This is a genomic window from Calothrix rhizosoleniae SC01 (assembly GCF_900185595.1).
Taxonomy (GTDB): domain Bacteria; phylum Cyanobacteriota; class Cyanobacteriia; order Cyanobacteriales; family Nostocaceae; genus Calothrix_A; species Calothrix_A rhizosoleniae.
In genome coordinates, this window is the sequence record NZ_FYBH01000323.1 from 1 (window position 1) to 17,867 (window position 17,867).

Below are 17,867 nucleotides of genomic sequence, written 5' to 3' on the forward strand. Positions count from 1 at the left end.
ACTTATTAACTTCCAATAAACCTGGTGGAGGAGTAATTTCAATCCTACGCGCAGACAAATCGACCACAGGTGTGATCGCTTTTACAAATGGAATCAAAATATTCTTTTTGGGCTGGGATTTCTGCTTCTTTCCCTGCTTAACTACCTCTTCCGGAGGTGTTTCCACTTCCAACAAATCATGTCCCGTAGTCATCACATCCACTACTGTACCTACCAAGTCCCCTGTTTCTTGGAGATATACCTGAACCCCAATTAAATCTAATACATGGTATTCATCCTCACCTAACATCGGGCGATCACTAGCTGGAACCATGATTTTACAGCCGCGTAACTCCTCTACCTGTTGACGATTTTCTATTCCTTCTAATCGAATTACGTATAATTTCTTGCTATCAATATAACGCCCTGTAAGTAATTCTATTGATACAGGTTCTTTTTCTCCTGAACGCAATAGCCAACGGGTTCCAGGAACCTCAAACCTTTCTGGAAAATCTGTTGCTGGATAAACCCGTATTTCTCCATTTAAACCCTGAGGAGCAACTATCTTACCAATTTCCAGCCATTCGTCCATTAGTCAACCACATGAGCATATTTTCATCAGCAGATTCATCTTTTAACGAGGGAGTAGGGAGTAGGGGCGTGGGAGTAGGGATGCCCCATACTTAAAAGTAGGGGATTTAATGTTGACGTTTTGTCTGTCGGGCTTGCGCCTCTCCACCCAAATTTTCTTAACTTTCCACGGATAAATCCGGGGGCTTTAAACCATCCTGGAGTAGGGTATTTTTCCTCTTCCACTACTCCCTACTCTCTACTCCCTACTCCCTATTTTGGTAAAAAACAAGCTATAGCACTCAGAATTATAGATATAGTTGTTCAACTATACAAATATATATCTTAATTGATAACTGATAGCTGATAGCTTGAAATGACGTTAAAAAATAATGTATATGCTATTTAAGAAACTGCTCCTTCTATAGCACCACCAGCATTTTTCCATGCTGCCAGACCACCTGTAATTTCAGACACATTAGTAAATCCAGCTACCTGTAATTTTTTCACAGCGTCCGCAGTTTGCTCGTCGCTTTCACCATATAAATAAATCTCCCGTTGAGTGTTCAAGCTAGCTTTAGCACGGCTGGTCAACTCTTCTATAGAAATTGGTAATGCACCCATGATATGACCTTGGTTGTAAGTGGAGCGATCGCGCACATCAATAATTGTCAAAGCAGGCTGTCCCCATTGCAGACGGGAAATAATATCATTAACATCAACACTAGCCATAGCAGTTTCTCCTAAAAGATTGACCTTATTAAGATTTTCACTCGATTCCTACCCAGAAGCAATTTAGCAAAAATCGGTTTTTTTCTCAGTTTTTCTTATAATTTATAAATATTTTTATGTAATTTTAAAAGTTTTAATCACTTTAAGTTAATAAATATGAATTTTTGTAATTTAATGTAATTAAATATATAAATTTTATACATTGATTTTCTGGGCACTTAAACTATAGTTTATGACATCTACCATTCAAGTTTTACCAACAGAAGTCGTACATTTAATTACGGCGGGAGAGGTGATTGACTCTTTAGCTGCGGTGGTACGGGAATTGGTAGAAAATTCTTTGGATGCAGGAGCCACAAGAATTATTATTTCCGTATGTCCGCAAAATTGGTGGGTGCGGGTAGCGGACAATGGTTGTGGAATGAATCTAGATGATTTAAAGTCAGCAGCTACTGCCCACAGTACGAGTAAAATTGGCAGTTGCGCCGATTTGTGGAAAATTAATAGTTTGGGTTTTCGGGGGGAGGCTTTACATAGTTTAACAACTTTGGCAGAAGTAGAAATTTTGAGTCGTCCCTCAGCCAATTTATCTCATACTTCCATTGGGGAAACTAGTGGTTGGCGGGTAGTTTATGGTGATGGAGGAAAAGCTGAAGAAATAGAAGCAGTGGCTCTTGCTCCGGGGACGGTGGTAGCGGTGACAAATATCTTTGGTAATCACTCTACCCGTCGTCAAGGTTTACCTTCCGCAGCTCAACAACTCAAAGCGATACAAAACATAATTCATCAGTTTGCCCTTTGCCATCCCCACGTTCATTGGCAAGTTTGGCAAAATAAGCGGGAGTGGTTCAGTATTTCTCCTTCGACGAGTATGAAGCAATTGCTACCACAGATTTTACATCAAGTGCATAGCAGTGATTTACAAGAAGTAAAATTACAACTATCACCTCCCCATAAAACCTTAGATTTAGTTATGGGATTACCTGATCGCTGCCATCGTCATCGTCCTGATTGGGTAAGAGTAGCAGTTAATGGGAGGATGGTTAAGGCTACGGAACTAGAACGCACTATTTTCGCTGCTTTTCACAAAACATTACCACGCGATCGTTATCCAGTTTGTATTCTCCACCTCTGCATTTCCCCAGATAAAATTAACTGGAACCGCAACCCCGCCAAAACAGAAATTTATCTCCACGAATTAGGTTATTGGCAAGAACAAGTAAACCAAGGAATTGAACAAGGATTACGGATCAATTCGACCCATGTCCCTGAAGCTACCCATACCTCGAGGGTTGGGAAATTAATTAAAGCTGCGGAAAATACAAGTGACTATAATCTCAACTCTTCTACAAGCCAGAATTTTCACTCCCTCAAAGCCGTTGCTCAAATTAACAATACTTACATAGTAGTCGAACATCCAGGGGGAATGTGGTTAGTAGAACAGCACATTGCCCACGAGCGAGTTTTGTACGAACAATTGTGCGATCGCTGGCAAATTACTTCCGTAGAGCCAGCCATTATTATGTATAATTTATCAATACAACAAGTGGAGCAATTACAGCGTATTGGTTTAGATATAGAACCATTTGGGGAAGAAATGTGGGCTGTGCGTAGCATCCCCGCCATGCTCAAAGAACGTGATGACTGTGGGGATGCGATTTTAGAATTGAGTCGGGGAGGAGACTTACAAACCGCCCAAGTTGCCGTTGCTTGTCGCAGTGCTATTCGTAACGGTACTCCTTTAAGTATGGAAGAGATGCAGACATTATTAGAACAATGGCAACGCACTCGTAACCCTCGTACTTGTCCCCACGGACGACCAATTCATTTATCCTTGGAAGAATCAGCTTTAGCCCGCTTTTTCCGCCGTCATTGGGTGATTGGTAAGAGTCATGGTATTTAGGCGGTAACATTAAGTAATAAGTAATAAGTAATAAGTAATAAGTAATAAGTAATAAGTAATATCAAATCCGATAGCATCTGAATGATAAAAAACCACAGAGACACAGAAGAGACTGAGGAGTTTTCAGAAATTGCCAGCGCCTAACTTGTATCAATATAAAAACTAGTAAATTATAAATAACTGTTATGGCTTATGACGTTCCAGGTCGTGCTGACCAACTAAATGCTGACTTGACTCAGAAATGGAATGAGACCATTCAAGCAGCTTACAGGGATCTAGAATCCCGTTTTGGCAGCCGTTTTTTTACCCTCGACCCCGACACATTGATTGGTACTATTCCCGCACCGATTAAGTGGTTTGGTGACCCGGCAGAACCGAATTTTTGTCTGAATGCAGACGTGGCACAGCAATTATCTGACTGGGGTATCCAAGGAAGACACGCCCTGCATAACGAGTACTGCGAGTATCGAATTATCCACAGGGCTGACGCTACGGGTCGGATGCGACCAAAACGAGTACAAATAACAACAGAATTGCGGGAGTACTGGGTAACTGTTGCTAAACATGACCCCCAAGCTGTGCGTGGGATGGTGCAAGCTGTACTTGGCTTTGAGCCTACTTGGGAAGACCTCTACGGAGTCGCGAGCCCACTGGCATTAACCGAGGAACAACGAGAAACCGCCTTTTCTACAATAGTGGCTGGGGATGGTAGGAATAGTCAGCCGACTGGTAGATTAAACACTGACCACGCTTTATTCATGAGCCATCCAATTAATGGACTCGATGATCTACTTTACATCGTCATGTTTGGGGCTAAACCCTATGCTAGCGGTACGACTAGCAATCCCACACAAGCAACCCGAGAACAACTTTTCCGTGAATTCAATGCCCAGCATTTAGCCTGTCGCCATGCAGACCCAAATGCGGCAATGGGTGCCCTGGGAGCTGCTTTTAATGGACATACAGTTGCATTTGCTAATCCCCTAGGAATGTATATTCGTTCGTTTACCAAAGATGTATTTCTCCTTAACGGACAACCCATTCCAGATTCATGGGTGCGTTGGGGTAGAGGTGCTACTGAAGGAATGTATCAACGTTTAGAATTTGGCCCTGGTGATGACGAACCAGAATTCTTAGATAATATTACGGTAGCAATTGGTGCTAATGACGAACCTCTCAAAGGTGGTTTTCAAGTAGTACAGCAAATGGAGGTAGGGCCTTTAGTAGTTATTGGACAATCTACTCCAATTGCGGAGAATGAATATGTCATTCTCAGTGCAAGTGACGCTCCTATCCAATGTCGGGAAGCTAGAATCTGCCAGAGTATACAGCGTCTCAAGCAGCAGTATGACGATGAGAATCAAATGGTAAGGATAGCACCAAGAACAATGGGATTTAGGAGTTAAAGATCATGGCTGGCAAGTTGCAAGAAGGTATTTATCATGGTCCAGGAGTGAAACCTGGTAAATTTTTTAACATTTTATTTTTACGTGCTTTACCAGGTTTGAACGCCCGTGAAATGGGGGAAGCATTTGGCAAGCTGTGGCAAATGTATCAGGATTTAAAAAATGGTAATTTAGCAGACTTGCCAGGACAAATCCTTCCTAGTGGTGATTTGACAGTTCTTGTGGGTTATGGCGTAAAAGCCTTCCAACTCCCTGATATTCAACATCAATTACCCAGTCACCTTGAAGATTTTGGTGCCTTTCGCTCACCTTTCCCAACTGGAGGAGGCCCCTTACTGATTGGTTCAGGTCTACAGTATGGGGATGATGTGAAAACTAATCCAGCAGATGAGGAAATTGCGGTGCAATTGATTGCAGAAACCCAACTGGCGGTTAATCGTGCGGTTGTGGAGACATGGAAAGCGTTGCAAGATATGAGTGACGAAGATACTGGTTTGGCTCCCCTACTTTTGACTTCCTTTTATAAAGGGTTTCAGCGCGATGATGGGCGTAGCTGGATTGATTTCCATGACGGCATTTCTAATATGAAAAGCTCGGAACGGGAAGGGGCGATTGTAATCAAACCCCTCCCACCTGAGGAACAATGGATTGAAGGTGGCACTTATTTAGCCTTCCTCAGAGTGACAGCTGATTTAACAATTTGGCGAAAGCTTAATCGTCAACAACAAGAGCTGTTGGTAGGTCGGGACAAATTAACTGGTTGTCCTTTGGTATCTATTGATAGTGAAGGGAATCCAGTGATGAAAGCAGGCTGCCCAGTCATGGGAAGGATGGATGTTTCAACCTCTGGTAACGAAGCTTTCTTTGAGCCTAGTAACGTGAATGAAGCCATTCTCCAGCAAAGTCATGTGCAAAGGGCAAACCATCACCTAACACCAGTCAGCGATCGCAATTCACTCCGCGTTTTCCGCCAGGGCTATGAGTTCCTCGAATCCCTCGATAGCGCTCCTGGCTTTTGCACAGGGTTGAACTTTGTCAGTTTTCAAGATACCCCCGAACGGTTGTTCAGAATGCTCACACAGCAAAGCTGGTTTGGTCGGATAAATTTTGGTGGCGATCCTAACAACCAACTTTCAGGGATGGATAGGTTCTTGAGCGTGCGTGCAGGTGCAATTTTTTTAGTACCACCAGTTGTGGAGGAGGAACCATTTCCTGGAGCCAGAATTTTCGGCATTGGATAATTGCAGGATGATTTTGTCAGAGAGGAGCAACCATAATCCCTATGACTTGAAAATGGGGAGTGAAGGAGTGAAAGAGTGAAAGAGTGAAGGAAGTATTTTCATGCTTGGTTGTGGGATTTTCCCGTGAGGGACTAGCTTGAAAATAGGGAGTGGGAAATCGAGAGTCGGAAGTCAGGCAGAGGTATTTTCATCCTTGATGGTGAAATTTTTTCATCGGGACTGTCTGTCTCCCTGTCTCCACGTCTCCGCATCTTCGTGTCAGGGTCAATCATCCCAGTATATAGAGTTCCGCCAAGCTGCGCTAACAGCAACGCCGAATTTTCATGTAGCAGGGGCAAACGATTGATTTATTCCCCCAATGGGAAATAAAATAAATACTCATGGTTCGCACACCGAAATTAACATTCGATCGCGGTACTTTAATTTTGCATCCACCCCCCCGTGGTAAAGCATGGATGGATTATGCTACATGGGATGACAGGGTGGAGAAATTTCGCGTGCCTGCAATTCAATATCGTTGTTTGGTAGAATCACTACAAGCAGGGGATACAGAATTTACTGACGATGCGAGGGGTTTTTATCCCATAGATTTAGTTGCTAGTTTGGAAATGGAACCCTATGCCCACCAAACTGAGGCATTAGCAGCATGGAAATTAGCCGGAAGACAGGGGGTGGTGGTACTGCCTACGGCGGCGGGAAAGACTTATTTAGCCCAAATGGCAATGCAAGCTACACCCCGTACTACCCTGATTGTGGTGCCAACTTTGGATTTAATGCATCAATGGTATGCCCATTTGTTAGCGGCGTTTCCCGATGCTGAGGTGGGATTATTGGGGGGTGGTTCTAGAGATAAAACACCTATATTAGTTGCCACTTATGACAGTGCAGCCATCCATGCAGAAAGTATAGGTGATAGGTATGGGTTAATCATTTTTGATGAGTGTCACCACCTACCTACAGATTTTAATCGAGTGATTGCCGAATATGCGATCGCACCCTATCGTTTAGGACTGTCTGCTACTCCGGAACGAACGGATGGAAAACATGCAGATTTGAATATTCTCATTGGTCGAGAAGTATATCGTAAACGAGCGGAAGACTTGGCTGGGAATGCATTAGCAGACCATGAAATTGTGCAAATTAAAGTCAAGTTATCTCAATTAGAACGAGGGAAATATAACCGTCTGATTCAAATCCGCAATGATTTTTTGAAGGAATCAAAGATATCTTTGGGAAGTATTCAAGGCTGGCAAAGATTTGTGCAGATGAGTGCGCGATCGCAAGCTGGCAGGAGAGCCATGTTAGCCCATCGGGAAGCGAAGGAAATCGCCGTGGGTACGGATGGGAAAATCCGGGTGTTGGTGGATTTATTGACGAAGCACTATCCTGAAAGAACATTGATTTTTACTGCTGACAATGCCACTGTTTACCGCATTTCTCAAGCTTTTTTGATTCCAGCCATTACCCATCAAACTCCTGTTAAGGAACGCCACGCTATTTTAACTAAGTTTCGGTCAGGGGAATATAAGACTGTAGTGGCTTCCCATGTATTGAATGAAGGGGTGGATGTTCCGTCGGCTAGTATTGCTATTATCTTATCAGGAACTGGTTCAGCAAGGGAATATATTCAACGATTGGGCAGGGTTTTAAGGAAGGGAAAAACTCCCAATAAAAGAGCAATTTTATACGAAGTTATTGCGGAAAATACTAGTGAAGAACGGACTTCGGCTCGTAGGAGAGGAGAGGAAGAGAAAAAGGGAGCAGAGGAGCAGAAAAAAGGTAATTTACGGGTAATTTATGGTAAAGTTAAAGGGGAAACTCAAAAAGCTGCGGAACAATTAAATATTAATTATTCCACTAAAAAACGGAACACTGATTCAAGGGATGACACTGATGACACGGATACACGTTGATAACCCAACAATTAACTCTTAACTCCTATCTGTCAACTGTCAACTATCAACTCTTGAAATGTTACCAACAGATTTATTGATTCATCGCCAAAATGGAGAACAAATCAATCCCAAAAGAGTCAAAATAGATTCGCAACATTTACAAATTGCGACTGAATTAATTACCTGTTTTCAGGAAGCGGTAGGTAACAGCCAAGGTTTGTTAGAACGTCAGCTTTTAGATTTAGAAGGGGATACACCAGATTACAAATTCAAACGAGGTTTAGCTTATATTCTCAAAGCTAGCTTTTCCACCTTTGAAGTAGTAAGTCCCTTAGAACCAGCAATGTTAAGGGAGCGGGTTTTTACTTTGGCGGCGAAATCATCCCCCAGTCAAGCAGAAACTCAAATTACCTTGACAAAAATTGCCGATGATTTAACCCATGAACTAGAACGAGAAGTATTACCTTCCCAGGTAAGTGATGGATTATATGCAGATTTGGCTGAAAATAAAATTCTCACCATTTTTGAGCCACCCACACCCCCAGATTTGCTCCATCGATATAACTTATCCCAAGTACAAGGAATATTTTACAAAGCCAGTCAATTAATTATTAACGCCCATCGTAATGTACCAGGGGAATATAAATTATTATTTCGTTATTTGAAATTATTTCAATTAATGGCGTATATCGAAGGAGATGCGGATCATGGATTTACAATTACCATTGATGGCCCTACTAGTTTGTTCCATCCTAGTACTAGATATGGACTAGCGATCGCTAAATTAATTCCTGCTTTACTGCATGTGACGAAATGGAGTTTAGCAGCTACCTTACGAGTCAAGGATTTCTATACTAATACTTGGAAAACTGGACGTTTCACCCTTAATTCTGAGTGTGGCTTAGTTACCCATTACCCCCCTGGTAAACCCTACGATAGTATGATTGAGGCTTCCTTTGCTGATAAGTGGGAAGCAATGAAAACTGAGTGGGTATTAGAAAGGGAAGTAGATTTAGTTCCCATACCGGGGAGTGTGATGATTCCCGATTTTCGTTTAGTACATCCCGATGGGCGCACTTTCTTATTAGAAATTATCGGTTATTGGCGACCAGAATATTTACAAAAGAAGTTTTATCAAGTGCGGCGTTCTGGATGCGATAATTTGATTTTGGCAATTTCTGAGAGGTTGAACTTGGATAAAGCTGGGGTGAAATTGCAAGATGTTCCAGCGAGAATTGTCTGGTTTAAAGATAAGTTATTACCTAAATCAGTGATGGCTGTACTTGGAGATTAATATCAATATATTGTTAATAGCTTATGCTACAATAAAAGTCTTATAGAATAATACACATAATTCAAGTAAACTAATCATTTTAACTATTTTTCTGGTTATATAGTGTGTTGTCGGAGAATATCTCGAACCAAAAACCTGGTCTATTTGGATTAAAGTACTCCAACCGAGACTTTACCCAAAAAGAAGCTTGGGGTAAAAATTGTTTTAATTCTTCTTTCCCAGCTTCTTTGTGTTCTTATTTATATAGTAAAAATCTTGAAAACATATACATTAAAATTAATTCAGATTTGAAAATTGAACACTCAAGTATTAGCACAGATAATTTATACGGTATAAAACCAGATTCCGATAATATTTTCTATGCTTTTGAAACACAGTTTACACCTTATCAACAGTATTTAATTGGTAATCTTCCAGGAGTTGATTTAGTTACACAAGCAAAAGATATAGGATCTTGTTTACAAGCAATTGAAATTAAATTAACAGCTTTACCTGATAACACAACATGTGATTTAGCAGAAGATTACTATGGCTGTGAAATTGTTGTAAGACCAGATACTATAGTGTACTTGGCGTGTAGCATTGCAGAAACTGTGAAACTAAACACGCATCCTATTAGTAGCTTGATAGGTAGAAATTTTTTAGAACTTTCTGATTGGACAGAGCCAGAATCTGTAATACCTTATATTTCAGACATGATTAGTGTAATAGATTCAATTGCACTTTCAATGTTGGAATATCAAAAACCCTTTTTAATGCAACCTGTATGGAAGACTGAAGGAAAATCTTCAAAATTTGCAGAATATTGTTTAGATGTTTTTATTTGGAGTAATCTTGCTTTTACTAGATTATTTATAGACTTAACCAAACAAGAAATTGATACTTTTGGAAGGATACGGGCTATCAAAAGAAATACTCGAACAGTTATTTGGTTTTTTAAAATGCTTTATGACTTCAGTATTAATGGTTGTTTTAATCATAAAAATATTATAGATGCTCTTTCATACAATACAAAAAATGATAAAGCATTTGCTGTTAGTGGTAGAGTAACCTATCCCTATATGAGATCAAAAGCATTGAGACAACCACGTATCCATATGGAGGAAATAAAAAGAATTATTTTAGGTGGCGGTCAAAACTTATTAAGTCCAGAAAGAAGATTGGACGCTATAATCTACAATTCTCCTAACCTCTTTAATTAGTTAGGATAAGCTTGATTCTATAACTAAATTGTAGCGATGAGAACAGTTGATTTATTTGCTGGTTGTGGAGGATTATCACTTGGATTCCAAAATGCAGGTTTTGATATAATTTCTGCTTTTGATTACTGGATACCAGCGATTGAAGTCTATAAAGAAAATTTCCAACATCCTATTTATAAACAAGACCTTTCGACACATGAAGCATATACTCCCGTTGCTAATTTTAATCCAGAAATCATCATTGGTGGCCCTCCATGTCAAGATTTTTCAAGTGCAGGTAAAAGAGACGAAAGTTTTGGTAGAGCAGACTTAACTTTGAAGTTTGCGAATATTGTTTCTTGTGTAAAGCCTCAATGGTTTGTGATGGAAAATGTTGAAAGAATTGTCAAAAGCGAAGTTTTAAAAACGGTTATAAAAATATTCAAGCAAAATGGGTATGGTTTAACTTCTTCAATTTTGAATGCAAGTTATTGTGGGGTTCCGCAATCTAGAAAAAGATACTTCTTGATTGGTCAATTGAATGGAGAAGATAATATATTGAATAATTATTTAAAAAAAAATCAGTCGCAAAAACCTATGACTGTTTTTGAATATTTAGGTAATAGCTTGGATATTGAATATTTTTATCGCCATCCTAGAAGTTATCAGAGAAGGGCTATTTTCAGCATCCACGAACCGAGTCCAACAGTTCGAGGTGTCAACCGCCCCATACCTAAAACATACAAAAAACATAAAGGGGATGCTTGTGATGTCACTGATAAATTACGACCTTTAACTACAATTGAAAGAAGTTATATTCAAACATTTCCTAAAACATTTAAGTTCAAAGGTAATAAATCAAACTTAGAGCAAATGATTGGCAATGCCGTTCCTGTTAAGCTTGCTGAATATGTTGCTCATTGCATACTTGAATATGTTGAAGATAGCTCTAATAATATTACAGCTTATCTTCCTAATGTTCAACTGAAACTATTCTAGACTGAAATAGATATAGCTCATGAATTAGTGGAAATGGGAGTTGCAAAACAGGATATTGTTGTCGGATTCCACTCGCCTTCTCTGCGGAAGTTTACAGATTTCGCAGTGGGTTAAAATTTTAGCATTACAAAGCAAAAAATCAGTATAATTACTGAAGACATAAAATATTAATTTTGTAGCATCACTTTATTTTCCGTTTGAGTCAAGTTTTTCGTGGCTGAATTTGACTTAAGTCTCACAGTTGGTACCACCACAGAAGATGAGTTAGAACCTTTATTTGCTGGTGTGGTTGGTACAACTACAGAATTAGGATCTCTAACAGACTTTTGAGAAGATTGGGATTTAGATTTAGATTTAGCTGGAGAACTTTTACGTTGATCCCTAATTTTACGTAGCTTATCTACCAAAGAGGGTGAAGTAGAGGGTTTAGGAGTTTTGATTTTTGTTTTTGTTGTTTCTTGAGCAGAATCTTGCGAACTCTCTTGCGGCGAGGTTTTAGGTGATGTTTTACGAGTATTAGGGGTGGATTTTTTTCTTATGTATTTCCGTCTACGTCTCCGTCTCGGTGCTGGTGACTGAGTTGCAGCATCCTCTGTGAATTGGGGAGATGGAGTTTGTTGAGCAGGAAGCATTTTCTCCCCAAAAGTACTTTTAACTGGCGTTTCTACCACTGGTTGAGAAGCTGGTTTTCTCAAAGATGAAAACAGCATACTAGTAGCTCCAAACCCTGCTGTGGCTGCTAAGACAGCTATACCCACACCCATGAAAACTTTTGGTGTTCCCTTTGGTAAACTGAATTTGTGAGCAGCTGATAAATGATTTGTCCGTTGTTTTTGGGGACTAAACTTTTGCTTAGCTTTGAGGGGAATTGATGGCTGTGGTGCAGCTTGTGGAGTTTGCTCAACAGATAAATTAATGGTAGGTACTGCATGGGTTGGTACTGGCTGAGTGATTGGAACTTTGCCATAGGCACCAGGTAATAAATGTAACCAATCTCCCACGGTTTGAGGGCGGAAACGTGCTTCTACAGCCATACCCCGCATTACAGCTTGATTGACAGCTGCACTCAGATGGGGCTGGAGTTCACGGGGGGATGCCATTTGTTCGCGATCGCGCAATAATGCTGGTATAGGAACTTGTGCTGTCAGTAATGCATATAGGGTTGCAGCCAAGCCGTATACATCTGTTGCGGGGGTACGGGGTGCTTGGGAAAGGTACTGTTCGATGGGAGAATAGCCCTCAGATACTATCCCTGTATGGGTTTGCTTGACACCACTATTAAATTCCCTAGCAATACCAAAATCAATCAGTACTACTTCTTGGGTTCCTTCACGGAGAATAATGTTATCCGGTTTGATATCCCGGTGTAGCAAAGCATTCTGATGTACTACTTGTAAAGCTGCACCAATCTGACGAATATAATGAATCGCCATCTCTTCTGGTAAAGGAATTCCCGGTAGTACATACGCCTCACCCAGAGTTTCCCCAGGAATATATTCCATCACCATATAAGGTAATCCATCTTCCACAAAGAAATCGCTGACTCGCACAATATTTGGGTGAATACAAGTCGCTAACCGTCTGGCTTCATCTTGAAATTGACTGCCAAAGATAGCAAAATCAGGATGTTTTTGTAACTTGTGGTTGAGAGTTTTAATTACCACTACCTGATTTAAGTAATGGTGAGTTGCCGTAAAAGTAATACCAAAGCCACCTCGACCAATTTCTTGAGTTAAGGTATACTTTCCACCCTGCAATTTTGTACCAGTTAGCATAGCCTTTGCGATTTGAGATTTGCGTCTGGATTTGTGACTTTCAGATTTTGAGATTAGGGGCAATTAATCATAAAGTAAAATTTATCATCCTCAACCAGTTATTCATATAAAATTTTTACAAACTTTGGATAAAAAATATTGTTGATTCATGGCTATGATAACTCACTCTCCGGGTATCTGCTGGATCGATATTGCCCTTTGCCTAAAATACTCCAATGGCTTGTGTCTTCTGCTTGAATTAGAAACGATGACCAATACCAAAATGTAATCTAGCTTCTCCTTGGTCATTAATACCATAATCAGCCCGCAGCAAACCCAAGGGAGAATTTAGGCGTAAACCAGCACCATAGCCAAAACCATTACCTGGCTTACTGCTGGCTCCCGTGGAATTATTTACAACTGTGTTACCAGTACCTAAATCTGAACCATAGTCAGCAAATACTACACCTCTGAGAGATTGGAACACCGGAAAGCGATATTCAGCAGAAGCTAATACATAAGTACGTCCATTGCCAACATCACCAGAACCGTAACCGCGCACTGAGTTGGTACCTCCTAAATTAAAAGTATTGTATGATGCTAAATCACCAAGGACTGTACCTGCTTGAACATTAAAAGCAAACACTTGTGGTTTATCAGATTTAAAGACTTTAACTGGTCTAAATCTACTGTAGTTTGCTTGCAGGCGATTCATGGAGACATTTCCCAGTCCCAGGGGTATGGATTGTTCTGTACTCAGTTTGAGGATAGAGCCATTTGTGGGATTTAAGCGGTTATCCCTACGGTCTTTCACAGCACTAAAAGATACAGTAGCTAGGTTGTCAACACCACTATTGCTTAAAGACAAGAGATTTCCCTGGGAATCTTGCGGGCTAATATTACCATGGCGATCGCGGATGCTAATGCGAGTATAATTAAATCCTAAGGAAGTATCCCAACCTTCAATTGGTCGTTGAAAACTGAGGCTAGCACCAATTTCCCCTTTACGGACTTTATCTCCATTAGGTAGCCTAACTGAATCATCCAGGGTATTTGCCAATGCTCGACGACGAAAAACATTTACTGTGTAGCCCAGGCGATCAGGATTACTAGGGCGGTAAGGGCTGGTAAACTGAGTATCAAAGCCCAAATGACGACGACCAACATTCACATCCACACCCAAAGCATCGTTGTTTCCACGTACATTTCTGTCTCGGTAAGTTAATTTACCTACCACTCCTTGATCTCCGTTATAATTACCACCAAGGTTGATAGAACGCGCTCCTAATTCTTTGAGTTTATAAACAACTTTTAATTTATTAGCATCCCCTTCTAAGGCAATATTCACACTAGAAAATAAACCAGTACCATATAGTCTTTGAATATCTTGTCTGACTAAATTTTCTTGGAAAATTTGACCAGTTTTTAACTGAATTTGTTTTTTGAGGAAATCGGTTTTGGTACGTCCTTTAATTGGCTTACCTTTTTTATCAATAGTCTTGTCATCATCATTCAAAAAAATAAATTCGATATCTCCCACCACCCCTTCAGCCACATTCATGGTTAAAATACCTTGACGGTCTGGCTTAATAGATAATACCCTAGCTAACTTATAATCATTATCCAGGTACCACTGATTAATTTTTTCTACCCCTTGCTTTAAAATTTGTGGGCTAATAGCTTTACCTATTTGGGATGCAAAGTATTTATTAGCAACTTGATAAGTCAGTACTTTTGCCCCATTTAATTGCAGCGATCGCACAACAATAGGCTGCACTTTATACACCACACTTAAACCATTTTTCGTACTGCTACTATTAACCTTGGCATTGGTAACTAAACCAGTCTCTAAAATCGCCTGTACATCTTGTTGTAATTGACTTTGGCTAGTTGCGCCTCCTGGTTGGGTTTTGATCGTACTGCGAATTATTTTCTGTAATTCACTGTCAACTCCTAACACCTTGACATCTGTAGCAGTGACAACTAAATCCTGAGTTGTGGGTGTTTTATTCCCAGGATTAGGAACTGGTATTTGCTGGGCTTGCATCACAGGAGCTAACTGAGTAGTATTAACCACTACTGAATTATTAACTTTAGCCGTTGGTGCTATTTTTGTGGCAGTTTTAGCACTCTGTTGTATACTCTTTTGAGGAGTTACTTGATTCTGAGAAAATTGTTGCTCAGTGACAAAATTTGGAGGTGTAATATTGTCTGTTCGGGTAATATTTTCTGCCTGAGTGGGAACCACAATGTCCCTAGGATTTTCTGTTTTAGTAGTAGCTTTAATAGGTGTAGCTACAGCTTGTTGAGTGGCATTACTAGCCGCTAAAGTAGCTAAAGTAAAAATTACAGTAGGATAATTTCGCATAATTAATAACCCGAACGACTGGGAGTTAGTTGTATCGAGGTTAATTTATGGGGATAATCCTAACTTCCAGCCTCACTGTTGTCATTTTTCCCATGTATACCTCTTGCCAACCCAGACATTAAATAGTAGGTTTTTGTTTCTGAGCCCCAAGCAGGAGGGAAGGAGTGATGGAGGGAAAGAAGTGTGGGAGGTGTGGGGAGATTAGAAGACAGGAAGAGGTAGGGGAGCAGGGAGCAGGGAGCAGGGAGCAGGGGAGAAACCCCATACATGAACGTAAGGGCTTGAAATAGCGATGCAGCGCGGCACAATTATTTCTAATGTTTCCACAAATAAATTTGGAGGCTTGTATCCTTTTCTTTTTCGATCAAATAGGCTTTTGAACCAGTTTCTATTTTGGGTAACCGTACAATATTTGGTTCGGTTTTCCATCCTTGTTTAAACAACACCTTTGGGCAACTATACAATATTTAGTTCAGTGTTCCTTTCTTGTCTTATCCCTTGGGGGATTGTAGGGGGGTTGTCCTCCAAGTCTGACCAACACCCGATTGTAAAAAGCTTACACCTGTGAGCACCGTGAGCACCTCCCACACTTCCCACACTCCCCATACTTCCCACACTCACTCCTATGGATGTATCTCCTTTATCTCAAACTGCTAAAAACCAAAATATCAATCCTCCAGTTCAACTACTTGTTTTAAGTAACGGTCACGGAGAAGATGTAATTGCAGCTAGAATTGTCCAAGCACTGCAATCATCACCCCATTCCCCGGAAATATTTGCATTACCCATAGTGGGAAAAGGTCACAAATATCAAGAACTGAATATTCCTGTAATTGGTGCCGTTCGTACCATGCCTTCTGGTGGTTTTATATATATGGATGGAAACCAATTAATGGGCGATATCCGTGGTGGTTTGCTCCAACTGACTTGGAATCAAATCAAAGCCATTCGTCACTGGGTAAATACACGGAAAAAATCTCATACCCAATGTGCAATTTTAGCGGTGGGAGATATAGTCCCTCTGTTACTAGCCTGGGTGAGTGGTGCGAATTATACCTTTGTGGGAACAGCAAAATCAGAATACTATGTCAGGGATGAAGCTGGTTTATTAAAGCGCCATACCAAGGGAGCGCGATGGGAAAATTTTTCTGGCTCTATATATCATCCTTGGGAACGTTGGTTGATGAGTCATCGCCGTTGTCAAGGGGTATTTCCCAGAGATTCTCTAACTACCAAGATTTTACAAAAATGGTCGATCCCTGCCTTTGATTTGGGTAATCCGATGATGGATGGTTTGGAACCAACCTTTCCCAGTCAAAGCTTTTTTCGTGTCAATGCTGAACAGGAAGAACTAACTCGTCCTTTAGTTGTTACCCTCCTACCCGGTTCTCGCCCTCCCGAAGCATACAACAACTGGGAAACCATAGCGATCGCTGTTTCTTCAATCATGGCAAATTTGCGACAACAAGAATTTAGACAGGTTCATTCTCGCCATGCATTGTTTTTAGCAGCCATTTCCCCTAACCTAGATATGGATAATTTATGTCACATCCTACAATGCTCTGGCTGGCGCTTCCAAGAACAAGGGGAATTACCTATACAAATCAATGACAATCAAGCATTGACATTCAAGCAAAATAATGCATATCTAATTTTGACCCAAAATGCCTACAATGATTGTCTGTATTTAGCAGATGTGGCAATCGCGATGGCAGGGACAGCCACGGAACAATTTGTGGGTTTAGGCAAACCAGCAATTACTATTCCTGGAGAGGGTCCCCAATTCACCCCGGCATTTGCCGAAGCCCAAAGCCGACATTTGGGGCGTTCTGTGATTTTAGTCCCCAGACCGGAAAAAGTGGGAGAATTTGTGCGATCGCTATTTAATAATCCCGACGAGGTTCACCTAATTTGCCAAAATGGAATGCAGCGAATGGGACAACCAGGAGCAGCCCAAAGGATTGCAGACTGTTTAATTCAGAGATTGAGCAATCCTTCATAATAACTAAAGTATAAAAACACGCAAGCCTTAAAGAGTCTGCATTTCTAGAATTGCAGATCATCCCCAACAACGAATGCCTCAAACTATAAGAATGAGGCTATATTTAATCATACTAGTTTGAGATATATCAAATGTTCATTGCTATCTCAAAAAGCTCTGATTTATACCTGACCAAAAGTAATAAAGGTGAAACCACCATCTTCAATATTGTTTATACGTCACCAAAAACAATGAATGTAAAATTAGAATCTACAGGTCTCTCAGGTGATGAAGTAGTGCAGATGAAGTATTCTGGATTAAGCTCAATGATCGCAATTGACAGATTAAATATCCTCCACTCATTTCCAGCAATGGTACAAACTGGTGCTGGAATTCCGGCAAACGGACGGTCAAATTTTATCCAATAGGTTCCTTCCTTCATTTTTTGGGATGCGAAACCTTCTCCAAACCAGTGTTTATCATCTGAGCCGACACCACCATAGATGTGTTGGTGATTTTCAATGACTGCCATAACTTGCTCCTAACTATAATCAATTTGGCATC

13 protein-coding genes and 1 pseudogene are annotated in these 17,867 nt (G+C 40.6%); 9 read left to right on the forward strand and 5 right to left on the reverse strand.

The annotated features are described in order from the left end of the window. Together rimM and CALSC_RS19665 are read right to left on the reverse strand one after the other, a co-directional pair. Positions 1-571: ribosome maturation factor RimM (gene rimM, locus CALSC_RS19660; RefSeq protein ID WP_143288314.1), on the reverse strand; the 571-nt coding region annotated here is incomplete at its 3' end. Positions 572-954: 383 nt separating this feature from the next. After that, positions 955-1,281, reverse strand: a complete 327-nt coding sequence (locus CALSC_RS19665; protein ID WP_088242978.1) for a rhodanese-like domain-containing protein — start codon at positions 1,279-1,281, stop codon at positions 955-957. A gap of 232 nt (positions 1,282-1,513) precedes the next feature. Between CALSC_RS19665 and mutL the strand changes: the two genes are divergently transcribed. The 8 genes and pseudogenes from mutL to CALSC_RS19705 form a co-directional block, all read left to right on the forward strand. After that, on the forward strand, positions 1,514-3,184 hold the full coding sequence (mutL, locus tag CALSC_RS19670) for a DNA mismatch repair endonuclease MutL (protein WP_088242979.1): 1,671 nt from the start codon (positions 1,514-1,516) through the stop codon (positions 3,182-3,184). A gap of 185 nt (positions 3,185-3,369) precedes the next feature. Further along, on the forward strand, positions 3,370-4,590 hold the full coding sequence (locus CALSC_RS19675; protein ID WP_088242980.1) for a hypothetical protein: 1,221 nt from the start codon (positions 3,370-3,372) through the stop codon (positions 4,588-4,590). Positions 4,591-4,595: 5 nt separating this feature from the next. Continuing rightward, positions 4,596-5,831: a Dyp-type peroxidase gene (locus CALSC_RS19680; protein ID WP_088242981.1), complete on the forward strand. Its 1,236-nt coding sequence runs from the start codon at positions 4,596-4,598 to the stop codon at positions 5,829-5,831. A gap of 380 nt (positions 5,832-6,211) precedes the next feature. Further along, the gene (locus CALSC_RS19685) at positions 6,212-7,744 is read left to right on the forward strand and encodes a DEAD/DEAH box helicase family protein (RefSeq protein ID WP_088242982.1); all 1,533 of its coding nucleotides are present in this window, start codon (positions 6,212-6,214) and stop codon (positions 7,742-7,744) included. Positions 7,745-7,802: 58 nt separating this feature from the next. After that, on the forward strand, positions 7,803-9,020 hold the full coding sequence (locus CALSC_RS19690; RefSeq protein WP_088242983.1) for a DUF790 family protein: 1,218 nt from the start codon (positions 7,803-7,805) through the stop codon (positions 9,018-9,020). A 104-nt stretch (positions 9,021-9,124) separates the two neighbouring features. Continuing rightward, the gene (locus CALSC_RS19695) at positions 9,125-10,222 is read left to right on the forward strand and encodes a HindVP family restriction endonuclease (protein WP_200817695.1); all 1,098 of its coding nucleotides are present in this window, start codon (positions 9,125-9,127) and stop codon (positions 10,220-10,222) included. A 36-nt stretch (positions 10,223-10,258) separates the two neighbouring features. Continuing rightward, complete coding sequence (locus CALSC_RS19700) at positions 10,259-11,200, forward strand: DNA cytosine methyltransferase (RefSeq protein ID WP_088242984.1); 942 nt, start codon at positions 10,259-10,261, stop codon at positions 11,198-11,200. Further along, positions 11,201-11,314: pseudogene (locus tag CALSC_RS19705) on the forward strand (element excision factor XisI family protein); the annotation flags it as partial. It abuts the gene before it with no gap. A 53-nt stretch (positions 11,315-11,367) separates the two neighbouring features. Here CALSC_RS19705 and CALSC_RS19710 read toward each other — a convergent pair. Both CALSC_RS19710 and CALSC_RS19715 read right to left on the reverse strand, forming a co-directional pair. Continuing rightward, on the reverse strand, positions 11,368-12,975 hold the full coding sequence (locus CALSC_RS19710; protein ID WP_088242986.1) for a serine/threonine protein kinase: 1,608 nt from the start codon (positions 12,973-12,975) through the stop codon (positions 11,368-11,370). A gap of 238 nt (positions 12,976-13,213) precedes the next feature. After that, on the reverse strand, positions 13,214-15,322 hold the full coding sequence (locus CALSC_RS19715; RefSeq protein WP_088242987.1) for a BamA/TamA family outer membrane protein: 2,109 nt from the start codon (positions 15,320-15,322) through the stop codon (positions 13,214-13,216). 625 nt (positions 15,323-15,947) lie between these two features. On the opposite strand from CALSC_RS19715, the gene CALSC_RS19720 reads away from it, so the two are divergent. Then, on the forward strand, positions 15,948-17,324 hold the full coding sequence (locus CALSC_RS19720) for a lipid-A-disaccharide synthase-related protein (protein ID WP_088242988.1): 1,377 nt from the start codon (positions 15,948-15,950) through the stop codon (positions 17,322-17,324). A 211-nt stretch (positions 17,325-17,535) separates the two neighbouring features. Here the strand turns inward: CALSC_RS19720 and CALSC_RS19725 are convergent, their stop codons facing one another. After that, a complete protein-coding gene (locus CALSC_RS19725; RefSeq protein ID WP_088242989.1) occupies positions 17,536-17,835 on the reverse strand; it encodes a hypothetical protein in 300 nt (99 codons plus the stop codon). Positions 17,836-17,867: the final 32 nt, after the last annotated feature.

Excerpts from the sequence above, each read along its gene's own strand:
- CALSC_RS19665 (WP_088242978.1), bottom strand. The coding sequence starts at position 1,281 with ATGGCTAGTGTTGATGTTAATGATATTATTTCCCGTCTGCAATGGGGA.
- mutL (WP_088242979.1), top strand. The coding sequence starts at position 1,514 with ATGACATCTACCATTCAAGTTTTACCAACAGAAGTCGTACATTTAATT.
- CALSC_RS19675 (WP_088242980.1), top strand. The coding sequence starts at position 3,370 with ATGGCTTATGACGTTCCAGGTCGTGCTGACCAACTAAATGCTGACTTG.
- CALSC_RS19680 (WP_088242981.1), top strand. The coding sequence starts at position 4,596 with ATGGCTGGCAAGTTGCAAGAAGGTATTTATCATGGTCCAGGAGTGAAA.
- CALSC_RS19685 (WP_088242982.1), top strand. The coding sequence starts at position 6,212 with ATGGTTCGCACACCGAAATTAACATTCGATCGCGGTACTTTAATTTTG.
- CALSC_RS19690 (WP_088242983.1), top strand. The coding sequence starts at position 7,803 with ATGTTACCAACAGATTTATTGATTCATCGCCAAAATGGAGAACAAATC.
- CALSC_RS19700 (WP_088242984.1), top strand. The coding sequence starts at position 10,259 with ATGAGAACAGTTGATTTATTTGCTGGTTGTGGAGGATTATCACTTGGA.
- CALSC_RS19710 (WP_088242986.1), bottom strand. The coding sequence starts at position 12,975 with ATGCTAACTGGTACAAAATTGCAGGGTGGAAAGTATACCTTAACTCAA.
- CALSC_RS19715 (WP_088242987.1), bottom strand. The coding sequence starts at position 15,322 with ATGCGAAATTATCCTACTGTAATTTTTACTTTAGCTACTTTAGCGGCT.
- CALSC_RS19720 (WP_088242988.1), top strand. The coding sequence starts at position 15,948 with ATGGATGTATCTCCTTTATCTCAAACTGCTAAAAACCAAAATATCAAT.
- CALSC_RS19725 (WP_088242989.1), bottom strand. The coding sequence starts at position 17,835 with ATGGCAGTCATTGAAAATCACCAACACATCTATGGTGGTGTCGGCTCA.